Genomic DNA, 12,904 nt, shown 5'->3' on the forward strand with positions numbered 1-12,904 from the left:
TCAACCCTCGCACTTGAGCAGGTAGGACACCTTGTTGACCATGCCCCGGACCTCGGGCGTGTCCGCCAGCTCAACCGTGTGGTTGAGCCGGCGCAGGCCGAGGCCGCGCACCGTAGCGCGGTGGGACTGCTTGGTGCCGATCACGCTCTTGACGAGCGTCACCTTGATTTTCTTGTCCGACATCGCTTACCCCAGGATTTCTTCGACGGACTTGCCGCGCTTGGCCGCAATTTCCGCCGGGGTGTTGATCGCCATCAGGCCGTTGATCGTGGCACGGACGACGTTGTACGGGTTGGCGGAGCCGATGCACTTGCAGATGACGTCGGTCACGCCCATCACCTCGAAGACGGCACGCATCGGACCACCGGCGATGATGCCGGTACCGGCCGGAGCGGGCTGCATCAGCACCGAGGCGGCGCCGTGCTTGCCGACCACGGTGTGCTGCAGGGTGCCGCTCTTGAGGGACACCTTGCGCATCTTGCGACGCGCTTCGTCCATCGCCTTCTGCACCGCCACCGGCACTTCGCGGGACTTACCCTTGCCCATGCCGATCCCACCGTCGCCGTCGCCGACCACGGTCAGCGCGGCGAAGCCGAGGATACGGCCGCCCTTGACGACCTTGGTCACGCGGTTGATCGCGACCATTTTCTCCTTCAGGCCGTCATCGCGCTCGTCGGAGGCTTGCGCACGTTTGGTTTGCTGCTTGGCCATACGATTCCTCGCTTAGAACTTGAGGCCGCCTTCACGGGCAGCCTCGGCCAGCGCCTTCACGCGGCCGTGATACAGGAAGCCCGAGCGGTCGAACGAGACCTGCTCGACACCGGCAGCCTTGGCGCGTTCGGCAATCAACTTGCCGACGAGCTCGGCCGCAGCCTTGTTGCCGCCGTTCGGGGCCTGGGCGCGGACATCGGCCTCGACCGTCGAAGCGGCCGCGAGCACGCGGGAACCGCAACCCGAAATGACCTGGGCGTAGATGTGGCAGTTGGACCGGAACACCGTCAGGCGAACCGCCTTGAGCTCCGCAATCTTGGCGCGAGTTTTGCGCGCACGGCGAAGACGAGTTTCTTTCTTGTTCATGACGAACCGCCTTACTTCTTCTTGGTTTCCTTGAGGACCACCACTTCGTCCGAATAACGGACGCCCTTGCCCTTGTAAGGTTCGGGAGCGCGGTAGGCACGCACCTCGGCTGCGACCTGGCCGACCTGCTGCTTGTCGATACCTTTGATCACGACTTCGGTCTGGGTCGGAGTTTCAACCTTCACGCCGGCCGGCATCTGGTGCACGACCGGATGCGAGAAGCCCAGCGACAGGTTCAGCTTGTCACCCTGAGCCTGGGCGCGGTAACCCACACCGACGAGGGTCAGCTTGCGCTCGAAACCCTTCGAGACCCCGGTAACCATGTTGTTCAGCAGAGCGCGCACGGTGCCCGACATCGCGCGTGCATTGGGCACGCCGTCACGGGCCTTGCACACCAGGGCATCGCCTTCACGCTCGACGCTGACTGCGGGGCTGAGCGGCTGGATGAGTGAGCCCAACGGGCCCTTGACCGCGACCTGGGAAGCGGAAATGCTGATTTCCACCCCTTGCGGGATCACGACCGGATTCTTCGCTACACGAGACATCGTTCCCCCCTTATGCGACGAGGCAGATGACTTCGCCACCGACGCGGTTCGCGCGCGCCGAACGGTCGGTCATCACACCGCGCGGCGTGGACACGATGGCGACACCGAGGCCGTTCATCACCCGCGGCAGATCGTCGCTGCCCTTGTAGATACGCAACCCCGGACGGCTCACGCGCTCGATGCGCTCGATGACCGGACGGCCGGCGTAGTATTTCAGCGTCACGTCGAGCGAGGCCTTGCCAGCCTCATCGCGCACGGCGTAAGCGTCGATGTAACCTTCATCCTGCAACACTTTGGCGATCGCAACCTTCAGCTTCGACGAAGGCATCGAAACCGTTGCCTTCTGGGCCTGCTGGCCGTTGCGGATGCGCGTCAGCATGTCGGCGATCGGATCGGACATACTCATCTTCGAATTCTCCTTACCAGCTCGCCTTGGTCATTCCGGGCACTTCGCCACGGAACGCGATTTCGCGCAGCTTGTTGCGGCACAGACCGAACTTGCGAAAAACACCGCGCGGACGCCCGGTGAGCGCGCAACGGTTGCGCTGGCGCGTCGGATTGGCGTTGCGGGGCAGTTGCTGCAGGGCCAGGCGAGCGGCCATGCGTTCTTCCTCGGACAGATTGCTGTCCTTGACCTGCGCGACGAGCGCGGCACGCTTGGCGGCGAACTTTTCCACCAGCTTGGCACGCTTTACTTCGCGATTGATCAGAGCGAGTTTCGCCATATCACCCTCAATTCTTGAACGGGAACTTGAACGCACCGAGGAGGGCACGCGCTTCCTCGTCCGTCTTCGCCGTGGTCGTGATGCTGATGTTCATGCCACGCAGCGCATCGATCTTGTCGTACTCGATCTCGGGGAAAATGATCTGCTCCTTGACCCCGAGGTTGTAGTTGCCACGACCATCGAAGCCTTTCGAGGCGATTCCGCGGAAGTCGCGCACGCGCGGCAGGGCGATGGTGATCAGGCGATCGAGGAACTCGAACATGCGCGGACCGCGCAGCGTGACCATGCAGCCGATCGGATAGCCGTCACGGATCTTGAAACCGGCGATCGACTTGCGCGCCTTGGTCGTGACCGGCTTCTGGCCGGCGATCTTGGTCATGTCACCAACGGCGTTTTCCAGGATCTTCTTGTCACCGACCGCCTCGCCGACACCCATGTTAAGGGTGATCTTGGTGATGCGCGGGACTTCCATCACGGACTTGTAGCCGAACTGCTGCTGCAGCGCCGGCGCGACTTCGTCCTTGTAAACTTGTTGCAAGCGAGCCATCGTCACTCCTTAGGCGTTCACCAGCTCGCCGTTCGACTTGAAGAAACGGACCTTGCGGCCATCCTCAAGCGTCTTGATCCCGACACGCTCACCCTTCTGGGTCGCGGGATTGAACAGCGCGACATTCGACACGTGGATCGGCATTTCCTTCTCGACGATGCCACCCACCTCACCCTTGAGCGGATTCGGACGAACATGCTTCTTCACCCGATTCACACCCTCGACCACGACGCGCTCGTCATCGACGCGGCGCAGCACGGTGCCGCGACGGCCACGATCCTTGCCCGTCAGCACCACCACTTCGTCACCCTTGCGGATCTTGTTCATCTACGGACTCCTCAGAGCACTTCGGGCGCCAGCGAGACGATCTTCATGAACCGCTCGGTGCGCAGCTCGCGCGTGACCGGCCCGAAGATGCGGGTGCCGATCGGCTCGAGCTTGTTGTTCAGAAGCACGGCCGCGTTGTTGTCGAACTTGATCAGCGAACCGTCGGGACGGCGAACGCCCTTGGCCGTGCGCACCACGACCGCGTTATAGACGTCGCCCTTCTTGGCACGTCCGCGCGGCGCCGCATCCTTCACCGTAACCTTGATGATGTCGCCAACGCCGGCATAGCGGCGCTTCGACCCACCCAGGACCTTGATGCACATCACCGAGCGCGCACCGGAGTTGTCGGCCACGTCCAGCTTGGACTGCATTTGAATCATGAAAGTATCTCCAACTTATCCCGCATGCGCGGACAGTCTTGGAACCCGTCAGGGTAGAATGCCCCGAGCGAGCCCCGGAGCAAAGAGGCAAAAGTATAACAGCTTGGCACTACTGCGCCAAGCTGTTTTTCTGCGACTTGCTTGTAACTCTGGTCAGATGATGCGTGCCTTTTCGAGCACCTTGGCGACCCGCCAGGTCTTGGTGCGCGAAATCGGACGGCATTCCTCGATTTCCACCAGATCGCCGGCGGCAGCCACGCCGTCTTCAACGTGAGCGTGGTACTTCGCCGAACGGGTAATGACCTTGCCGTACAGCGGGTGCTTGACCCGGCGCTCGACGAGGACGGTCACCGTCTTCTGCATCTTGTCGCTCACCACACGCCCAACCAGCGCGCGACGAACCTTTTCAACTTGTTCGCTCATTGCTGACCCGCCTTTTCGCGCAGGATGGTACGAACGCGTGCGATATCGCGGCGGACCTTCCCGATCTGACTCGTATTGCCCAGTTGCTGAGTGGCGTGCTGCATGCGCAGCGAAAACTGCGCCTTCAGCAGCTCGAGCAATTCATTGTTCAATTCATCTGCGCTCTTGGCGCGGAGTTCAGTGGCTTTCATGTTCAACCCCCAATCTGACGGGTAACGAACACGGTCTCGATCGGCAGCTTGGCGGCAGCGAGCCGGAAAGCTTCGCGAGCGAGTTCTTCGGCCACGCCGTCCATTTCGTAGAGCACCTTGCCCGGCTGGATCTCAGCGACCCAGTATTCGGGGTTACCCTTGCCGTTACCCATTCGGACTTCCGCCGGCTTCTTCGAGATCGGCTTGTCCGGGAAAATGCGGATCCAGATCCGGCCGCCGCGCTTGATGTGGCGGGTCATCGCCCGGCGCGCGGACTCGATCTGGCGCGCGGTCAGCCGGCCGCGGCCGACCGCTTTCAGGCCGTATTCGCCGAAGGACACCTTGGCGCCGCGGGTGGCAACGCCGGTATTGCGGCCCTTCTGCTCCTTCCGATACTTCCTTCTAGTCGGTTGCAGCATCATTCACTCCTGCTTTCTTCTTGCCGACCTTCGCCACGACGGGCGGGACGGCGACCCGGACGGCCCTCGCCGTCACGCGGCGCGCCACGGCGACCACGGCGGTTGTCGGCTTCGGGTTCGGCCGCCACCGGCTGCTCGTTGCGACCCAGCATCTCGCCCTTGAACACCCAGACCTTGATCCCGATGATGCCGTAGGTGGTCTTCGCCTCCGACACGCCGTAATCGATGTTGGCGCGCAGCGTGTGCAGCGGCACACGGCCTTCGCGATACCACTCGGTCCGGGCGATCTCGGCACCGTTGAGACGGCCCGAGCTCATGATCTTGATGCCCTGGGCGCCGAGGCGCATGGCGTTCTGCATCGCACGCTTCATCGCGCGACGGAACATGATCCGCTTCTCGAGCTGCTGGGCGATGGAATCGGCGATCAGCTTGGCATCGACTTCGGGCTTGCGCACTTCTTCGATGTTCACGTGGACCGGCACGCCCATGATCTTCTGCAGATCACGCTTGAGCGCCTCGATGTCCTCGCCTTTCTTGCCGATCACCACACCCGGACGGGCACTGAACAGCGTGATGCGCGCGTTCTTGGCCGGGCGCTCGATGATCACGCGGCCGACCGAGGCGTGCGCCAGGCGCTTCTTCAGGTAGTCGCGGACCTTCAGGTCCTCGTGCAGCATGCCGGAATAATCACGGCTGGAAGCGAACCAGCGCGAACCCCAGTCACGCGTGACGGCGAGGCGGAAGCCGGTAGGATGGATTTTCTGACCCATATTTACTCCTTACTCGCCGACAGTCACGTAGACGTGGCAGGTGGGCTTGAGGATGCGGTTGCCGCGACCCTTCGCACGCGCGGTGAAGCGCTTCAGCGTCATGCCCTCTTCCACGTGAATGGTCTTGACCTTCAGCGTGTCGATATCGGCACCATCGTTGTGCTCGGCATTGGCAATCGCCGATTCGAGCACTTTGCGGATGATCTTCGCGCCCTTCTTGGGCGAGAACGCCAGGGTGTTCAGTGCCTGATCGACGCGCTTGCCACGGATCAGGTCAGCGACCAGGCGGCCCTTCTGGGCCGACAGGCGCACGCCACGGAGCATTGCTTTGGTTTCCATGTCGTCTCGTCCCCTTAACGCTTGGCTTTCTTGCTGGCGGCATGACCCTTGAAGGTCCGCGTCAGCGCGAATTCGCCCAGCTTGTGGCCGACCATGTTCTCGGTCACGAACACCGGAATGTGCTGCTTGCCGTTATGGACAGCAATCGTCAGGCCGATGAAATCGGGCAGGATCGTGGAACGGCGCGACCAGGTCTTGATCGGGCGCTTGTCGTTGCTCGTCCGCACCGCGTCGACCTTCTTCAGGAGGTGCGCGTCGATGAACGGGCCTTTTTTGATAGAACGTGCCATCTTTTACCCCTTAACGCTTGTGACGACGCTGCACGATCATGTTGTCGGTGCGCTTGTTCGAACGCGTCCGATAACCCTTGCTCGGCGTCCCCCACGGGCTCACCGGCTCGCGTGCCTCACCCGTGCGGCCTTCACCGCCGCCATGCGGGTGATCGACCGGGTTCATCGCCACGCCGCGCACGGTCGGACGAATCCCGCGCCAGCGATTGGCGCCGGCCTTGCCGATCTTGCGCAGACCGTGCTCTTCGTTGCCGACTTCGCCGATGGTGGCGCGACACTCGACATGGACGCGACGGATTTCACCGGAGCGCAGTCGAAGCTGGGCATAGGAACCTTCGCGCGCCAGCAGCTGCACCGAGGTCCCGGCCGCACGCGCGATCTGCGCGCCCTTGCCCGGAGTCATTTCGATGCAGTGGATCGTCGAACCGACCGGAATGTTGCGGATCGGCAGGGCGTTGCCCGGCTTGATCGGCGCCTCGGAACCGCTGAGCAGCTGCTGACCGACCTCGACGCCACGCGGCGCGATGATGTAGCGACGCTCGCCGTCGGCGTAGCACAGCAGGGCGATGTGGGCGGAACGGTTGGGGTCGTACTCGATGCGCTCGACCTTCGCCGGGATGCCGTCCTTGTTGCGACGGAAGTCGACCAGGCGGTAGTGCTGCTTGTGACCGCCGCCCTGGTGGCGGACCGTGATGCGGCCGTTGTTATTGCGGCCGGCGTTCTTGCTCTGCTTTTCGACCAGGTTGGCGACGGGGCGCCCCTTGTACAGATCGGGGTTGACCACCTTCACCTGAGCGCGACGACCCGCAGAAGTGGGCTTCAGTTTTACCAGTGCCATGACTTATCACTCCCCAGCCGCAAAGTTGATTTCCTGGCCGGGCTTGAGGCAGACGAAGGCCTTCTTCCAGTCCTTGCGCCGGCCCATCGTCTTGCCGAAGCGCTTGACCTTGCCCTTGACGTTCGCGATCTGCACCGACTCGACCTCGACCTTGAATAGCGACTCGACCGCCGCCTTCACTTCGGGCTTGGTCGCATCGGAAGCGACCTTGAACACCACCTGCTCGTTCTTGTCGGCGATGTAAGTCGCCTTCTCGGAGATCTGCGGGGCGAGCAGCACCTGCAGCAGACGTTCCTGACTGATCGCGCTCATTGCCACGCTTCCTCCATCTTCGCCAGCGCACCCTTGGTGACCAGCACCTTCGGGAAGCGCACGAGCGACACCGGATCCGCCTCATGCACCTCGAGCACCAGGACCTGATGCAGATTGCGCGAAGACAGGAACAGGTTCTCGTCGATTTCGTCGGTAATCACCAGGACCGAGTCCAGGCCCATACCCTTGAGCTTCTGCGACAGCAGACGGGTCTTCGGCGCTTCCACGCTGAAGCTATCGACCACCGCGAGACGATCTTCGCGAGCGAGCTGCGACAGAATCGCAGCGACGCCGGCGCGGTACATCTTGCGGTTGACCTTCTGGCTGAAGTTTTCGTCCGGGCTGCTCGGGAAGATCTTGCCGCCCCCGCGCCACAGCGGACTCGACGCCATACCGGCGCGGGCATTGCCCGTGCCTTTCTGGCGGAACGGCTTGCGGGTCGACTTCGCGATCTCCGCACGGCCTTTCTGCTTGCGGTTGCCCGAGCGCGCATTCGCCATGTAGGCGGTCACGACCTGGTGCACCAGCGCTTCGTTGTAATCACGGCCGAACAGCACATCGGACGCCTGGAGCGTCGATGCCGCCTGACCCTGGTCATTCAAGAGTTTCAATTCCATTGCGCGCTCCTCAGGCCTTGACCGCCGGACGGACGACGACGTCGCCACCCTTGGCACCGGGCACCGCACCCTTCACGAGAAGGAGCTGGCGCTCCACATCGACGCGAACGATCTCGAGCCCCTGAGTGGTCCGCTGCACGTTGCCGTACTGGCCGGCCATGCGCTTACCCGGGAACACACGACCCGGATCCTGGGCCATACCGATCGAGCCCGGCGAGTTGTGCGAAATCGAGTTACCGTGGGAGGCGCGGTTCGACGAGAAGTTGTGGCGCTTGATCGGGCCCGAAAAGCCTTTACCGATGGTCACACCGGACACATCGACTTTCTGGCCGACCTGGAAGAGATCCGCACCGACGAGATCGCCGGCCGTGAAGCCGGCGAGCTGCTCGGCTTCGACGCGGAATTCCTTGATGCCGCGGCAGGGCTCAACCCCCGCCTTCGCGAGATGGCCCGCGACCGGCTTGGTGATGCGGCTGGCACGACGCTTGCCGTAAGCGATCTGCACCGCGGAATAACCGTCGGTGTCGCTCGTCTTGATCTGGGACACACGATTGTCCGACACGTCAAGCACCGTCACCGGGATGGTCCTGCCATCCTCGGCGAAGATGCGAGTCATGCCGACCTTGCGTCCAACAAGGCCTAGACTCATTTTTTTCTCCTGAATCCCGGTTGCGATTGACCGGGGGTCACAATTAATGCGCCAAAAGGCACAAAGGCCGGATTATACCGGCCCGTTGCAAACTTCCGCAAGCAGCGAATGCTTACTGGAGCTTGATCTCGACATCCACACCCGCCGGCAGGTCCAGCTTCATCAGCGCATCGACGGTCTTGTCGGTCGGGTCGATGATGTCCATCAGGCGCTGATGGGTGCGGATTTCCATCTGGTCGCGCGACGACTTGTTGACGTGCGGCGAACGCAGCAGATCGAAGCGCTCGATACGCGTCGGCAGCGGCACGGGGCCGCGCACCACGGCGCCGGTACGTTTCGCGGTCTCGACGATTTCGAGTGCCGACTGATCGATCAGGCGGTAATCGAACGCCTTCAGACGGATGCGGATTTTCTGGTTTTGCATGAACTTGTTCCTAAAGAGCGGATCGGGCAAAAAGAGCGAAAAGAGCAGTCGGGCGGCGCCACCGGCGACGCCCGTACAGCGAGCGGATTACTCGATGATCTTGGCGACGACGCCGGCGCCGACGGTGCGACCGCCCTCGCGGATCGCGAAGCGCAGACCCTCTTCCATGGCGATCGGGCAGATCAGCTTGACGGTGATCGACACGTTGTCGCCCGGCATCACCATCTCGGTGCCTTCGGGTAGCGAGATCGAACCGGTCACGTCCGTGGTACGGAAGTAGAACTGCGGACGGTAGTTGTTGAAGAACGGGGTGTGACGACCGCCTTCTTCCTTCGACAGGACGTAGATCTCGCCGGTGAAGTGGGTGTGCGGGGTGATCGAACCCGGCTTGCACAGCACCTGGCCGCGCTCGACGTCTTCACGCTTGGTGCCGCGCAGCAGCACGCCGACGTTGTCGCCCGCCTGGCCCTGGTCGAGCAGCTTGCGGAACATTTCGACGCCGGTGCAGGTGGTCTTGACCGTGGGCTTGATGCCGACGATCTCGATTTCCTCGCCGACCTTGACCACGCCGCGCTCGACGCGACCGGTCACCACGGTGCCGCGACCCGAGATCGAGAACACGTCTTCGATCGGCAGCAGGAAGGGCTTGTCGATCGCGCGCTCCGGGGTCGGGATGTAGGAATCCAGCGCCGCCGCCAGTTCCAGGATCGCCGGCTCGCCGATCGGCGATTGGTCGCCTTCGAGCGCCTTCAGCGCCGAGCCCTTGACGATCGGAATGTCGTCGCCCGGGAAGTCGTACTTCGACAGCAGCTCGCGCACTTCCATCTCGACGAGCTCGAGCAGCTCTTCGTCGTCAACCATGTCGCACTTGTTCAGGAAGACGATGATGTAGGGCACACCCACCTGGCGGGCGAGCAGGATGTGCTCGCGCGTCTGCGGCATCGGGCCGTCCGCGGCCGAGCACACCAGGATCGCACCATCCATCTGCGCCGCACCGGTGATCATGTTCTTGACGTAGTCGGCGTGACCCGGGCAGTCGACGTGCGCGTAGTGACGAGTCTCGGTCTCGTACTCGACGTGCGCGGTGTTGATCGTGATGCCACGCGCCTTTTCTTCCGGCGCCGCGTCGATCTGGTCGTAGGCCTTCGCTTCGCCGCCGAACTTCTTCGACAGGATCGTCGTGATCGCCGCGGTCAGCGTGGTCTTGCCGTGGTCAACGTGGCCGATCGTGCCGACGTTCACGTGCGGCTTCGTCCGTTCGAACTTACCCTTAGCCATGTTCGTGGGTCCTTATTGTGTGGGTTGCTGAATAATGTGAATGACTGGAATTACTTGCGGCTGCTGATCACCGCCTCGGCGACGCTCTTCGGCGCTTCGGCATAGTGCTTGAATTCCATCGAGTAGGTCGCCCGCCCCTGGGTCAGCGAGCGCAGCTGGGTGGCGTAACCGAACATTTCGGCCAGCGGTACCTCGGCCTTGATTTCCTTCATGCCGCCGGGGATGTCGTCCATCCCCTGGACGATGCCACGGCGCCCGGAAAGGTCGCCCATGACGTTGCCCATGTAGTCTTCCGGGGTCTCGACCACCACCGCCATCATCGGCTCGAGCAGCACCGGGCTGGCACGGCGCATCGCTTCCTTGAACGCCATCGAGCCGGCCATCTTGAACGCATTTTCGTTCGAGTCGACGTCGTGGTAGGAACCGAAATGGAGCGTGACCTTGACGTCGACCACCGGGAAGCCGGCGAGCACGCCGTTGTTGAGCGTATCCTGGATGCCCTTGTCGACCGCCGGGATGTATTCGCGCGGAACCACGCCACCCTTGACCGCATCAACGAACTCGTAGCCCTTGCCCTGCTCGGCCGGCTCGAGGTTGATGACGACGTGGCCGTACTGGCCGCGACCGCCCGACTGCTTGACGAACTTGCCTTCGACGTCGTTGGCGGCCTTGCGGATCGTTTCGCGGTAGGCCACCTGCGGCGCGCCGACGTTGGCTTCGACGTTGAACTCGCGCTTCATGCGGTCGACGATGATTTCGAGGTGCAGCTCACCCATCCCCGAAATGATGGTCTGGCCCGACTCTTCGTCGGTGCGCACGCGGAACGACGGATCTTCCGCCGCCAGGCGACCGAGCGCCAGACCCATCTTTTCCTGGTCGCTCTTGGTCTTCGGCTCGACGGCGACGTGGATCACCGGATCCGGGAACACCATGCGCTCGAGGATCACCGGCGCCGACACGTCGCACAGGGTCTCACCGGTGGTGACGTCCTTCAGGCCGACGACGGCAGCGATATCGCCCGCCAGCACTTCCTTGATCTCTTCGCGATCGTTGGCGTGCATCTGCAGGATGCGGCCGATGCGCTCCTTCTTGCCCTTGACCGAGTTCAGCACGGTCGAGCCGGATTCGAGCACGCCCGAATACACGCGGATGAAGGTCAGCTGGCCGACGAAGGGGTCGGTCATGAGCTTGAACGCCAGCGCCGAGAACTTCTCGTCGTCCTTGGCGTAGCGCACCACTTCCTTCTCATCGTCATCGACGCCGGCGACCGGGGGAATATCGATCGGCGAAGGCAGATACTGAATGACCGCATCGAGCATGCGCTGCACGCCCTTGTTCTTGAACGCGGTGCCGCACAGCATCGGCTGGATCTCGCACGCCAGGGTGCGGGCACGCAGACCGGCGATGACTTCTTCCTCGGACAGCTCGCCTTCCTCGAGGTACTTGTTCATCAGGTCTTCGTTGGCTTCGGCAGCCGCCTCGACCATATTCGCACGCCACTCTTCGGCCACGCCGACGAGCTCGGCCGGAATCTCGCGGTATTCGAACTTCATGCCCTGGGAAGCTTCGTCCCAGATCACCGCCTTCATCTTGAGCAGGTCGATGACGCCGGTAAACGAGTCTTCCGCGCCGATCGGCACGACGACCGGAACCGGATTCGCCTTCAGGCGCGTCTTCATCTGATCGACGACCTTGAAGAAGTTGGCACCGGAGCGGTCCATCTTGTTCACGAAGGCAAGACGCGGCACCTTGTACTTGGTCGCCTGGCGCCACACCGTCTCGGACTGGGGCTGAACGCCACCGACCGCGCAGTACACCATGCACGCACCGTCGAGCACGCGCATCGAGCGCTCGACTTCGATGGTGAAGTCGACGTGTCCCGGCGTGTCGATGATGTTGAAGCGATGTTCGGGGAAGGAGTTATCCATCCCCTTCCAGAAGCAGGTCACGGCCGCCGACGTGATGGTGATGCCGCGCTCCTGCTCCTGCACCATCCAGTCGGTGGTCGCAGCACCGTCATGCACCTCACCGAGCTTATGACTCACGCCGGTATAGAAGAGGATGCGCTCGGTCGTAGTCGTCTTGCCGGCGTCGATGTGAGCGGAAATACCGATATTGCGGTAACGCTCGATAGGAGTCTTGCGAGCCACGTTTTACCTGCCTTCTGTTCTGTTATGCGCGTTTGTGACGCGATGAACCATTTCATGCGTTAGAAAACATTCGAGCCCTCTACAGGGCCCGAATCACCGCTACCGAAGAAAATCAGAAGCGGTAGTGAGAGAACGCCTTGTTCGCTTCGGCCATGCGGTGAACTTCTTCACGCTTCTTCATCGCCGCCCCGCGCCCTTCCGCGGCTTCCATCAGCTCGCCGGCGAGGCGCTGGGCCATCGACTTCTCGGCACGCTTGCGCGCTGCTTCGCGCAGCCAGCGCATCGACAGCGCCATGCGGCGGGACGGACGCACTTCGACCGGAACCTGGTAGTTGGCACCGCCGACGCGGCGACTCTTCACTTCAACCACGGGCTTCACGTTACCGACCGCAGCGGCGAATACTTCGAGCGGATCCTTCGCCTTGGTGGTGATGTGCTGGAACGCGCCATAGACGATGCGCTCCGCAACGGACTTCTTGCCCGACTGCATGATCACGTTGATGAACTTCGAGACATCCTGGTTTCCGAACTTCGGATCCGGCAGGACCTCGCGCTTGGGTACTTCACGACGACGCGGCATGGCAACCTCTCGCTAAATTTCTT

The 12,904-nt window shown here is 62.5% G+C and carries 23 protein-coding genes; all 23 read right to left on the minus strand.

All coding sequences use genetic code 11. The features are described 5' to 3' along the window. Nucleotides 1-183: a 50S ribosomal protein L30 gene (rpmD, locus tag Tharo_RS13715; protein ID WP_075148079.1), complete on the minus strand. Its 183-nt coding sequence runs from the start codon at nt 181-183 to the stop codon at nt 1-3. Between the two features lie 3 nt (nt 184-186). Beyond that, complete coding sequence (rpsE, locus tag Tharo_RS13720) at nt 187-711, minus strand: 30S ribosomal protein S5 (protein WP_107221682.1); 525 nt, start codon at nt 709-711, stop codon at nt 187-189. A gap of 12 nt (nt 712-723) precedes the next feature. Then, on the minus strand, nt 724-1,077 hold the full coding sequence (gene rplR / locus Tharo_RS13725) for a 50S ribosomal protein L18 (protein ID WP_075148077.1): 354 nt from the start codon (nt 1,075-1,077) through the stop codon (nt 724-726). 11 nt (nt 1,078-1,088) lie between these two features. Continuing rightward, nucleotides 1,089-1,622 carry a 50S ribosomal protein L6 gene (rplF, locus tag Tharo_RS13730; protein WP_107221683.1) on the minus strand — a complete coding sequence of 178 codons (534 nt, stop codon included), beginning with the start codon at nt 1,620-1,622 and terminating at the stop codon, nt 1,089-1,091. A 10-nt stretch (nt 1,623-1,632) separates the two neighbouring features. Next, nucleotides 1,633-2,028 (minus strand): 30S ribosomal protein S8, encoded by a 396-nt coding sequence (gene rpsH / locus Tharo_RS13735; protein WP_107221684.1) that lies wholly within the window; start codon nt 2,026-2,028, stop codon nt 1,633-1,635. Between the two features lie 13 nt (nt 2,029-2,041). Next, on the minus strand, nt 2,042-2,347 hold the full coding sequence (rpsN, locus tag Tharo_RS13740) for a 30S ribosomal protein S14 (protein WP_107221685.1): 306 nt from the start codon (nt 2,345-2,347) through the stop codon (nt 2,042-2,044). A 7-nt stretch (nt 2,348-2,354) separates the two neighbouring features. Beyond that, the gene (rplE, locus tag Tharo_RS13745; RefSeq protein ID WP_107221686.1) at nt 2,355-2,894 is read right to left on the minus strand and encodes a 50S ribosomal protein L5; all 540 of its coding nucleotides are present in this window, start codon (nt 2,892-2,894) and stop codon (nt 2,355-2,357) included. Between the two features lie 9 nt (nt 2,895-2,903). Beyond that, nucleotides 2,904-3,221 carry a 50S ribosomal protein L24 gene (gene rplX / locus Tharo_RS13750; protein WP_107221687.1) on the minus strand — a complete coding sequence of 106 codons (318 nt, stop codon included), beginning with the start codon at nt 3,219-3,221 and terminating at the stop codon, nt 2,904-2,906. 11 nt (nt 3,222-3,232) lie between these two features. After that, complete coding sequence (gene rplN / locus Tharo_RS13755) at nt 3,233-3,601, minus strand: 50S ribosomal protein L14 (protein WP_075148071.1); 369 nt, start codon at nt 3,599-3,601, stop codon at nt 3,233-3,235. Between the two features lie 153 nt (nt 3,602-3,754). After that, nucleotides 3,755-4,024: a 30S ribosomal protein S17 gene (rpsQ, locus tag Tharo_RS13760; protein ID WP_075148070.1), complete on the minus strand. Its 270-nt coding sequence runs from the start codon at nt 4,022-4,024 to the stop codon at nt 3,755-3,757. Beyond that, on the minus strand, nt 4,021-4,215 hold the full coding sequence (gene rpmC, locus Tharo_RS13765; protein ID WP_075148069.1) for a 50S ribosomal protein L29: 195 nt from the start codon (nt 4,213-4,215) through the stop codon (nt 4,021-4,023). The genes rpsQ and rpmC overlap by 4 nt, the downstream gene beginning before the upstream one ends. Before the next feature lie 2 nt (nt 4,216-4,217). Further along, the gene (gene rplP / locus Tharo_RS13770; RefSeq protein WP_002931592.1) at nt 4,218-4,634 is read right to left on the minus strand and encodes a 50S ribosomal protein L16; all 417 of its coding nucleotides are present in this window, start codon (nt 4,632-4,634) and stop codon (nt 4,218-4,220) included. Then, a complete protein-coding gene (rpsC, locus tag Tharo_RS13775) occupies nt 4,634-5,404 on the minus strand; it encodes a 30S ribosomal protein S3 (protein ID WP_107221688.1) in 771 nt (256 codons plus the stop codon). Before rpsC ends, rplP begins: the two co-directional genes overlap by 1 nt. Nucleotides 5,405-5,413: 9 nt before the next feature. Further along, the gene (gene rplV / locus Tharo_RS13780; protein WP_107221689.1) at nt 5,414-5,743 is read right to left on the minus strand and encodes a 50S ribosomal protein L22; all 330 of its coding nucleotides are present in this window, start codon (nt 5,741-5,743) and stop codon (nt 5,414-5,416) included. Between the two features lie 14 nt (nt 5,744-5,757). Next, the gene (gene rpsS, locus Tharo_RS13785; protein ID WP_004332378.1) at nt 5,758-6,033 is read right to left on the minus strand and encodes a 30S ribosomal protein S19; all 276 of its coding nucleotides are present in this window, start codon (nt 6,031-6,033) and stop codon (nt 5,758-5,760) included. Between the two features lie 10 nt (nt 6,034-6,043). After that, entirely contained in the window at nt 6,044-6,871 is an 828-nt protein-coding gene (rplB, locus tag Tharo_RS13790; RefSeq protein ID WP_107221690.1) for a 50S ribosomal protein L2, read from the minus strand. 6 nt (nt 6,872-6,877) lie between these two features. Beyond that, nucleotides 6,878-7,183 carry a 50S ribosomal protein L23 gene (rplW, locus tag Tharo_RS13795; protein ID WP_075148065.1) on the minus strand — a complete coding sequence of 102 codons (306 nt, stop codon included), beginning with the start codon at nt 7,181-7,183 and terminating at the stop codon, nt 6,878-6,880. Continuing rightward, nucleotides 7,180-7,800 carry a 50S ribosomal protein L4 gene (gene rplD / locus Tharo_RS13800; RefSeq protein WP_107221691.1) on the minus strand — a complete coding sequence of 207 codons (621 nt, stop codon included), beginning with the start codon at nt 7,798-7,800 and terminating at the stop codon, nt 7,180-7,182. The genes rplW and rplD overlap by 4 nt, the downstream gene beginning before the upstream one ends. 10 nt (nt 7,801-7,810) lie before the next feature. Then, nucleotides 7,811-8,449: a 50S ribosomal protein L3 gene (gene rplC / locus Tharo_RS13805; protein WP_107221692.1), complete on the minus strand. Its 639-nt coding sequence runs from the start codon at nt 8,447-8,449 to the stop codon at nt 7,811-7,813. A gap of 112 nt (nt 8,450-8,561) precedes the next feature. Continuing rightward, entirely contained in the window at nt 8,562-8,873 is a 312-nt protein-coding gene (gene rpsJ, locus Tharo_RS13810; RefSeq protein ID WP_004258173.1) for a 30S ribosomal protein S10, read from the minus strand. Between the two features lie 87 nt (nt 8,874-8,960). Beyond that, nucleotides 8,961-10,151: an elongation factor Tu gene (gene tuf / locus Tharo_RS13815; RefSeq protein ID WP_107221693.1), complete on the minus strand. Its 1,191-nt coding sequence runs from the start codon at nt 10,149-10,151 to the stop codon at nt 8,961-8,963. 50 nt (nt 10,152-10,201) lie between these two features. After that, complete coding sequence (fusA, locus tag Tharo_RS13820; RefSeq protein WP_107221694.1) at nt 10,202-12,301, minus strand: elongation factor G; 2,100 nt, start codon at nt 12,299-12,301, stop codon at nt 10,202-10,204. Nucleotides 12,302-12,413: 112 nt separating this feature from the next. Further along, entirely contained in the window at nt 12,414-12,881 is a 468-nt protein-coding gene (gene rpsG, locus Tharo_RS13825; RefSeq protein WP_107221695.1) for a 30S ribosomal protein S7, read from the minus strand. Nucleotides 12,882-12,904 lie beyond the last annotated feature (23 nt).

Origin of the sequence: Thauera aromatica K172, from assembly GCF_003030465.1 — a bacterium.
GTDB classification, from domain to species: domain Bacteria; phylum Pseudomonadota; class Gammaproteobacteria; order Burkholderiales; family Rhodocyclaceae; genus Thauera; species Thauera aromatica.

What these genes read in the sequence shown, in the direction of transcription:
- rpmD (WP_075148079.1), bottom strand. Translation starts at nt 183, where the DNA reads ATGTCGGACAAGAAAATCAAGGTGACGCTCGTCAAGAGCGTGATCGGC.
- rpsE (WP_107221682.1), bottom strand. Translation starts at nt 711, where the DNA reads ATGGCCAAGCAGCAAACCAAACGTGCGCAAGCCTCCGACGAGCGCGAT.
- rplR (WP_075148077.1), bottom strand. Translation starts at nt 1,077, where the DNA reads ATGAACAAGAAAGAAACTCGTCTTCGCCGTGCGCGCAAAACTCGCGCC.
- rplF (WP_107221683.1), bottom strand. Translation starts at nt 1,622, where the DNA reads ATGTCTCGTGTAGCGAAGAATCCGGTCGTGATCCCGCAAGGGGTGGAA.
- rpsH (WP_107221684.1), bottom strand. Translation starts at nt 2,028, where the DNA reads ATGAGTATGTCCGATCCGATCGCCGACATGCTGACGCGCATCCGCAAC.
- rpsN (WP_107221685.1), bottom strand. Translation starts at nt 2,347, where the DNA reads ATGGCGAAACTCGCTCTGATCAATCGCGAAGTAAAGCGTGCCAAGCTG.
- rplE (WP_107221686.1), bottom strand. Translation starts at nt 2,894, where the DNA reads ATGGCTCGCTTGCAACAAGTTTACAAGGACGAAGTCGCGCCGGCGCTG.
- rplX (WP_107221687.1), bottom strand. Translation starts at nt 3,221, where the DNA reads ATGAACAAGATCCGCAAGGGTGACGAAGTGGTGGTGCTGACGGGCAAG.
- rplN (WP_075148071.1), bottom strand. Translation starts at nt 3,601, where the DNA reads ATGATTCAAATGCAGTCCAAGCTGGACGTGGCCGACAACTCCGGTGCG.
- rpsQ (WP_075148070.1), bottom strand. Translation starts at nt 4,024, where the DNA reads ATGAGCGAACAAGTTGAAAAGGTTCGTCGCGCGCTGGTTGGGCGTGTG.
- rpmC (WP_075148069.1), bottom strand. Translation starts at nt 4,215, where the DNA reads ATGAAAGCCACTGAACTCCGCGCCAAGAGCGCAGATGAATTGAACAAT.
- rplP (WP_002931592.1), bottom strand. Translation starts at nt 4,634, where the DNA reads ATGCTGCAACCGACTAGAAGGAAGTATCGGAAGGAGCAGAAGGGCCGC.
- rpsC (WP_107221688.1), bottom strand. Translation starts at nt 5,404, where the DNA reads ATGGGTCAGAAAATCCATCCTACCGGCTTCCGCCTCGCCGTCACGCGT.
- rplV (WP_107221689.1), bottom strand. Translation starts at nt 5,743, where the DNA reads ATGGAAACCAAAGCAATGCTCCGTGGCGTGCGCCTGTCGGCCCAGAAG.
- rpsS (WP_004332378.1), bottom strand. Translation starts at nt 6,033, where the DNA reads ATGGCACGTTCTATCAAAAAAGGCCCGTTCATCGACGCGCACCTCCTG.
- rplB (WP_107221690.1), bottom strand. Translation starts at nt 6,871, where the DNA reads ATGGCACTGGTAAAACTGAAGCCCACTTCTGCGGGTCGTCGCGCTCAG.
- rplW (WP_075148065.1), bottom strand. Translation starts at nt 7,183, where the DNA reads ATGAGCGCGATCAGTCAGGAACGTCTGCTGCAGGTGCTGCTCGCCCCG.
- rplD (WP_107221691.1), bottom strand. Translation starts at nt 7,800, where the DNA reads ATGGAATTGAAACTCTTGAATGACCAGGGTCAGGCGGCATCGACGCTC.
- rplC (WP_107221692.1), bottom strand. Translation starts at nt 8,449, where the DNA reads ATGAGTCTAGGCCTTGTTGGACGCAAGGTCGGCATGACTCGCATCTTC.
- rpsJ (WP_004258173.1), bottom strand. Translation starts at nt 8,873, where the DNA reads ATGCAAAACCAGAAAATCCGCATCCGTCTGAAGGCGTTCGATTACCGC.
- tuf (WP_107221693.1), bottom strand. Translation starts at nt 10,151, where the DNA reads ATGGCTAAGGGTAAGTTCGAACGGACGAAGCCGCACGTGAACGTCGGC.
- rpsG (WP_107221695.1), bottom strand. Translation starts at nt 12,881, where the DNA reads ATGCCGCGTCGTCGTGAAGTACCCAAGCGCGAGGTCCTGCCGGATCCG.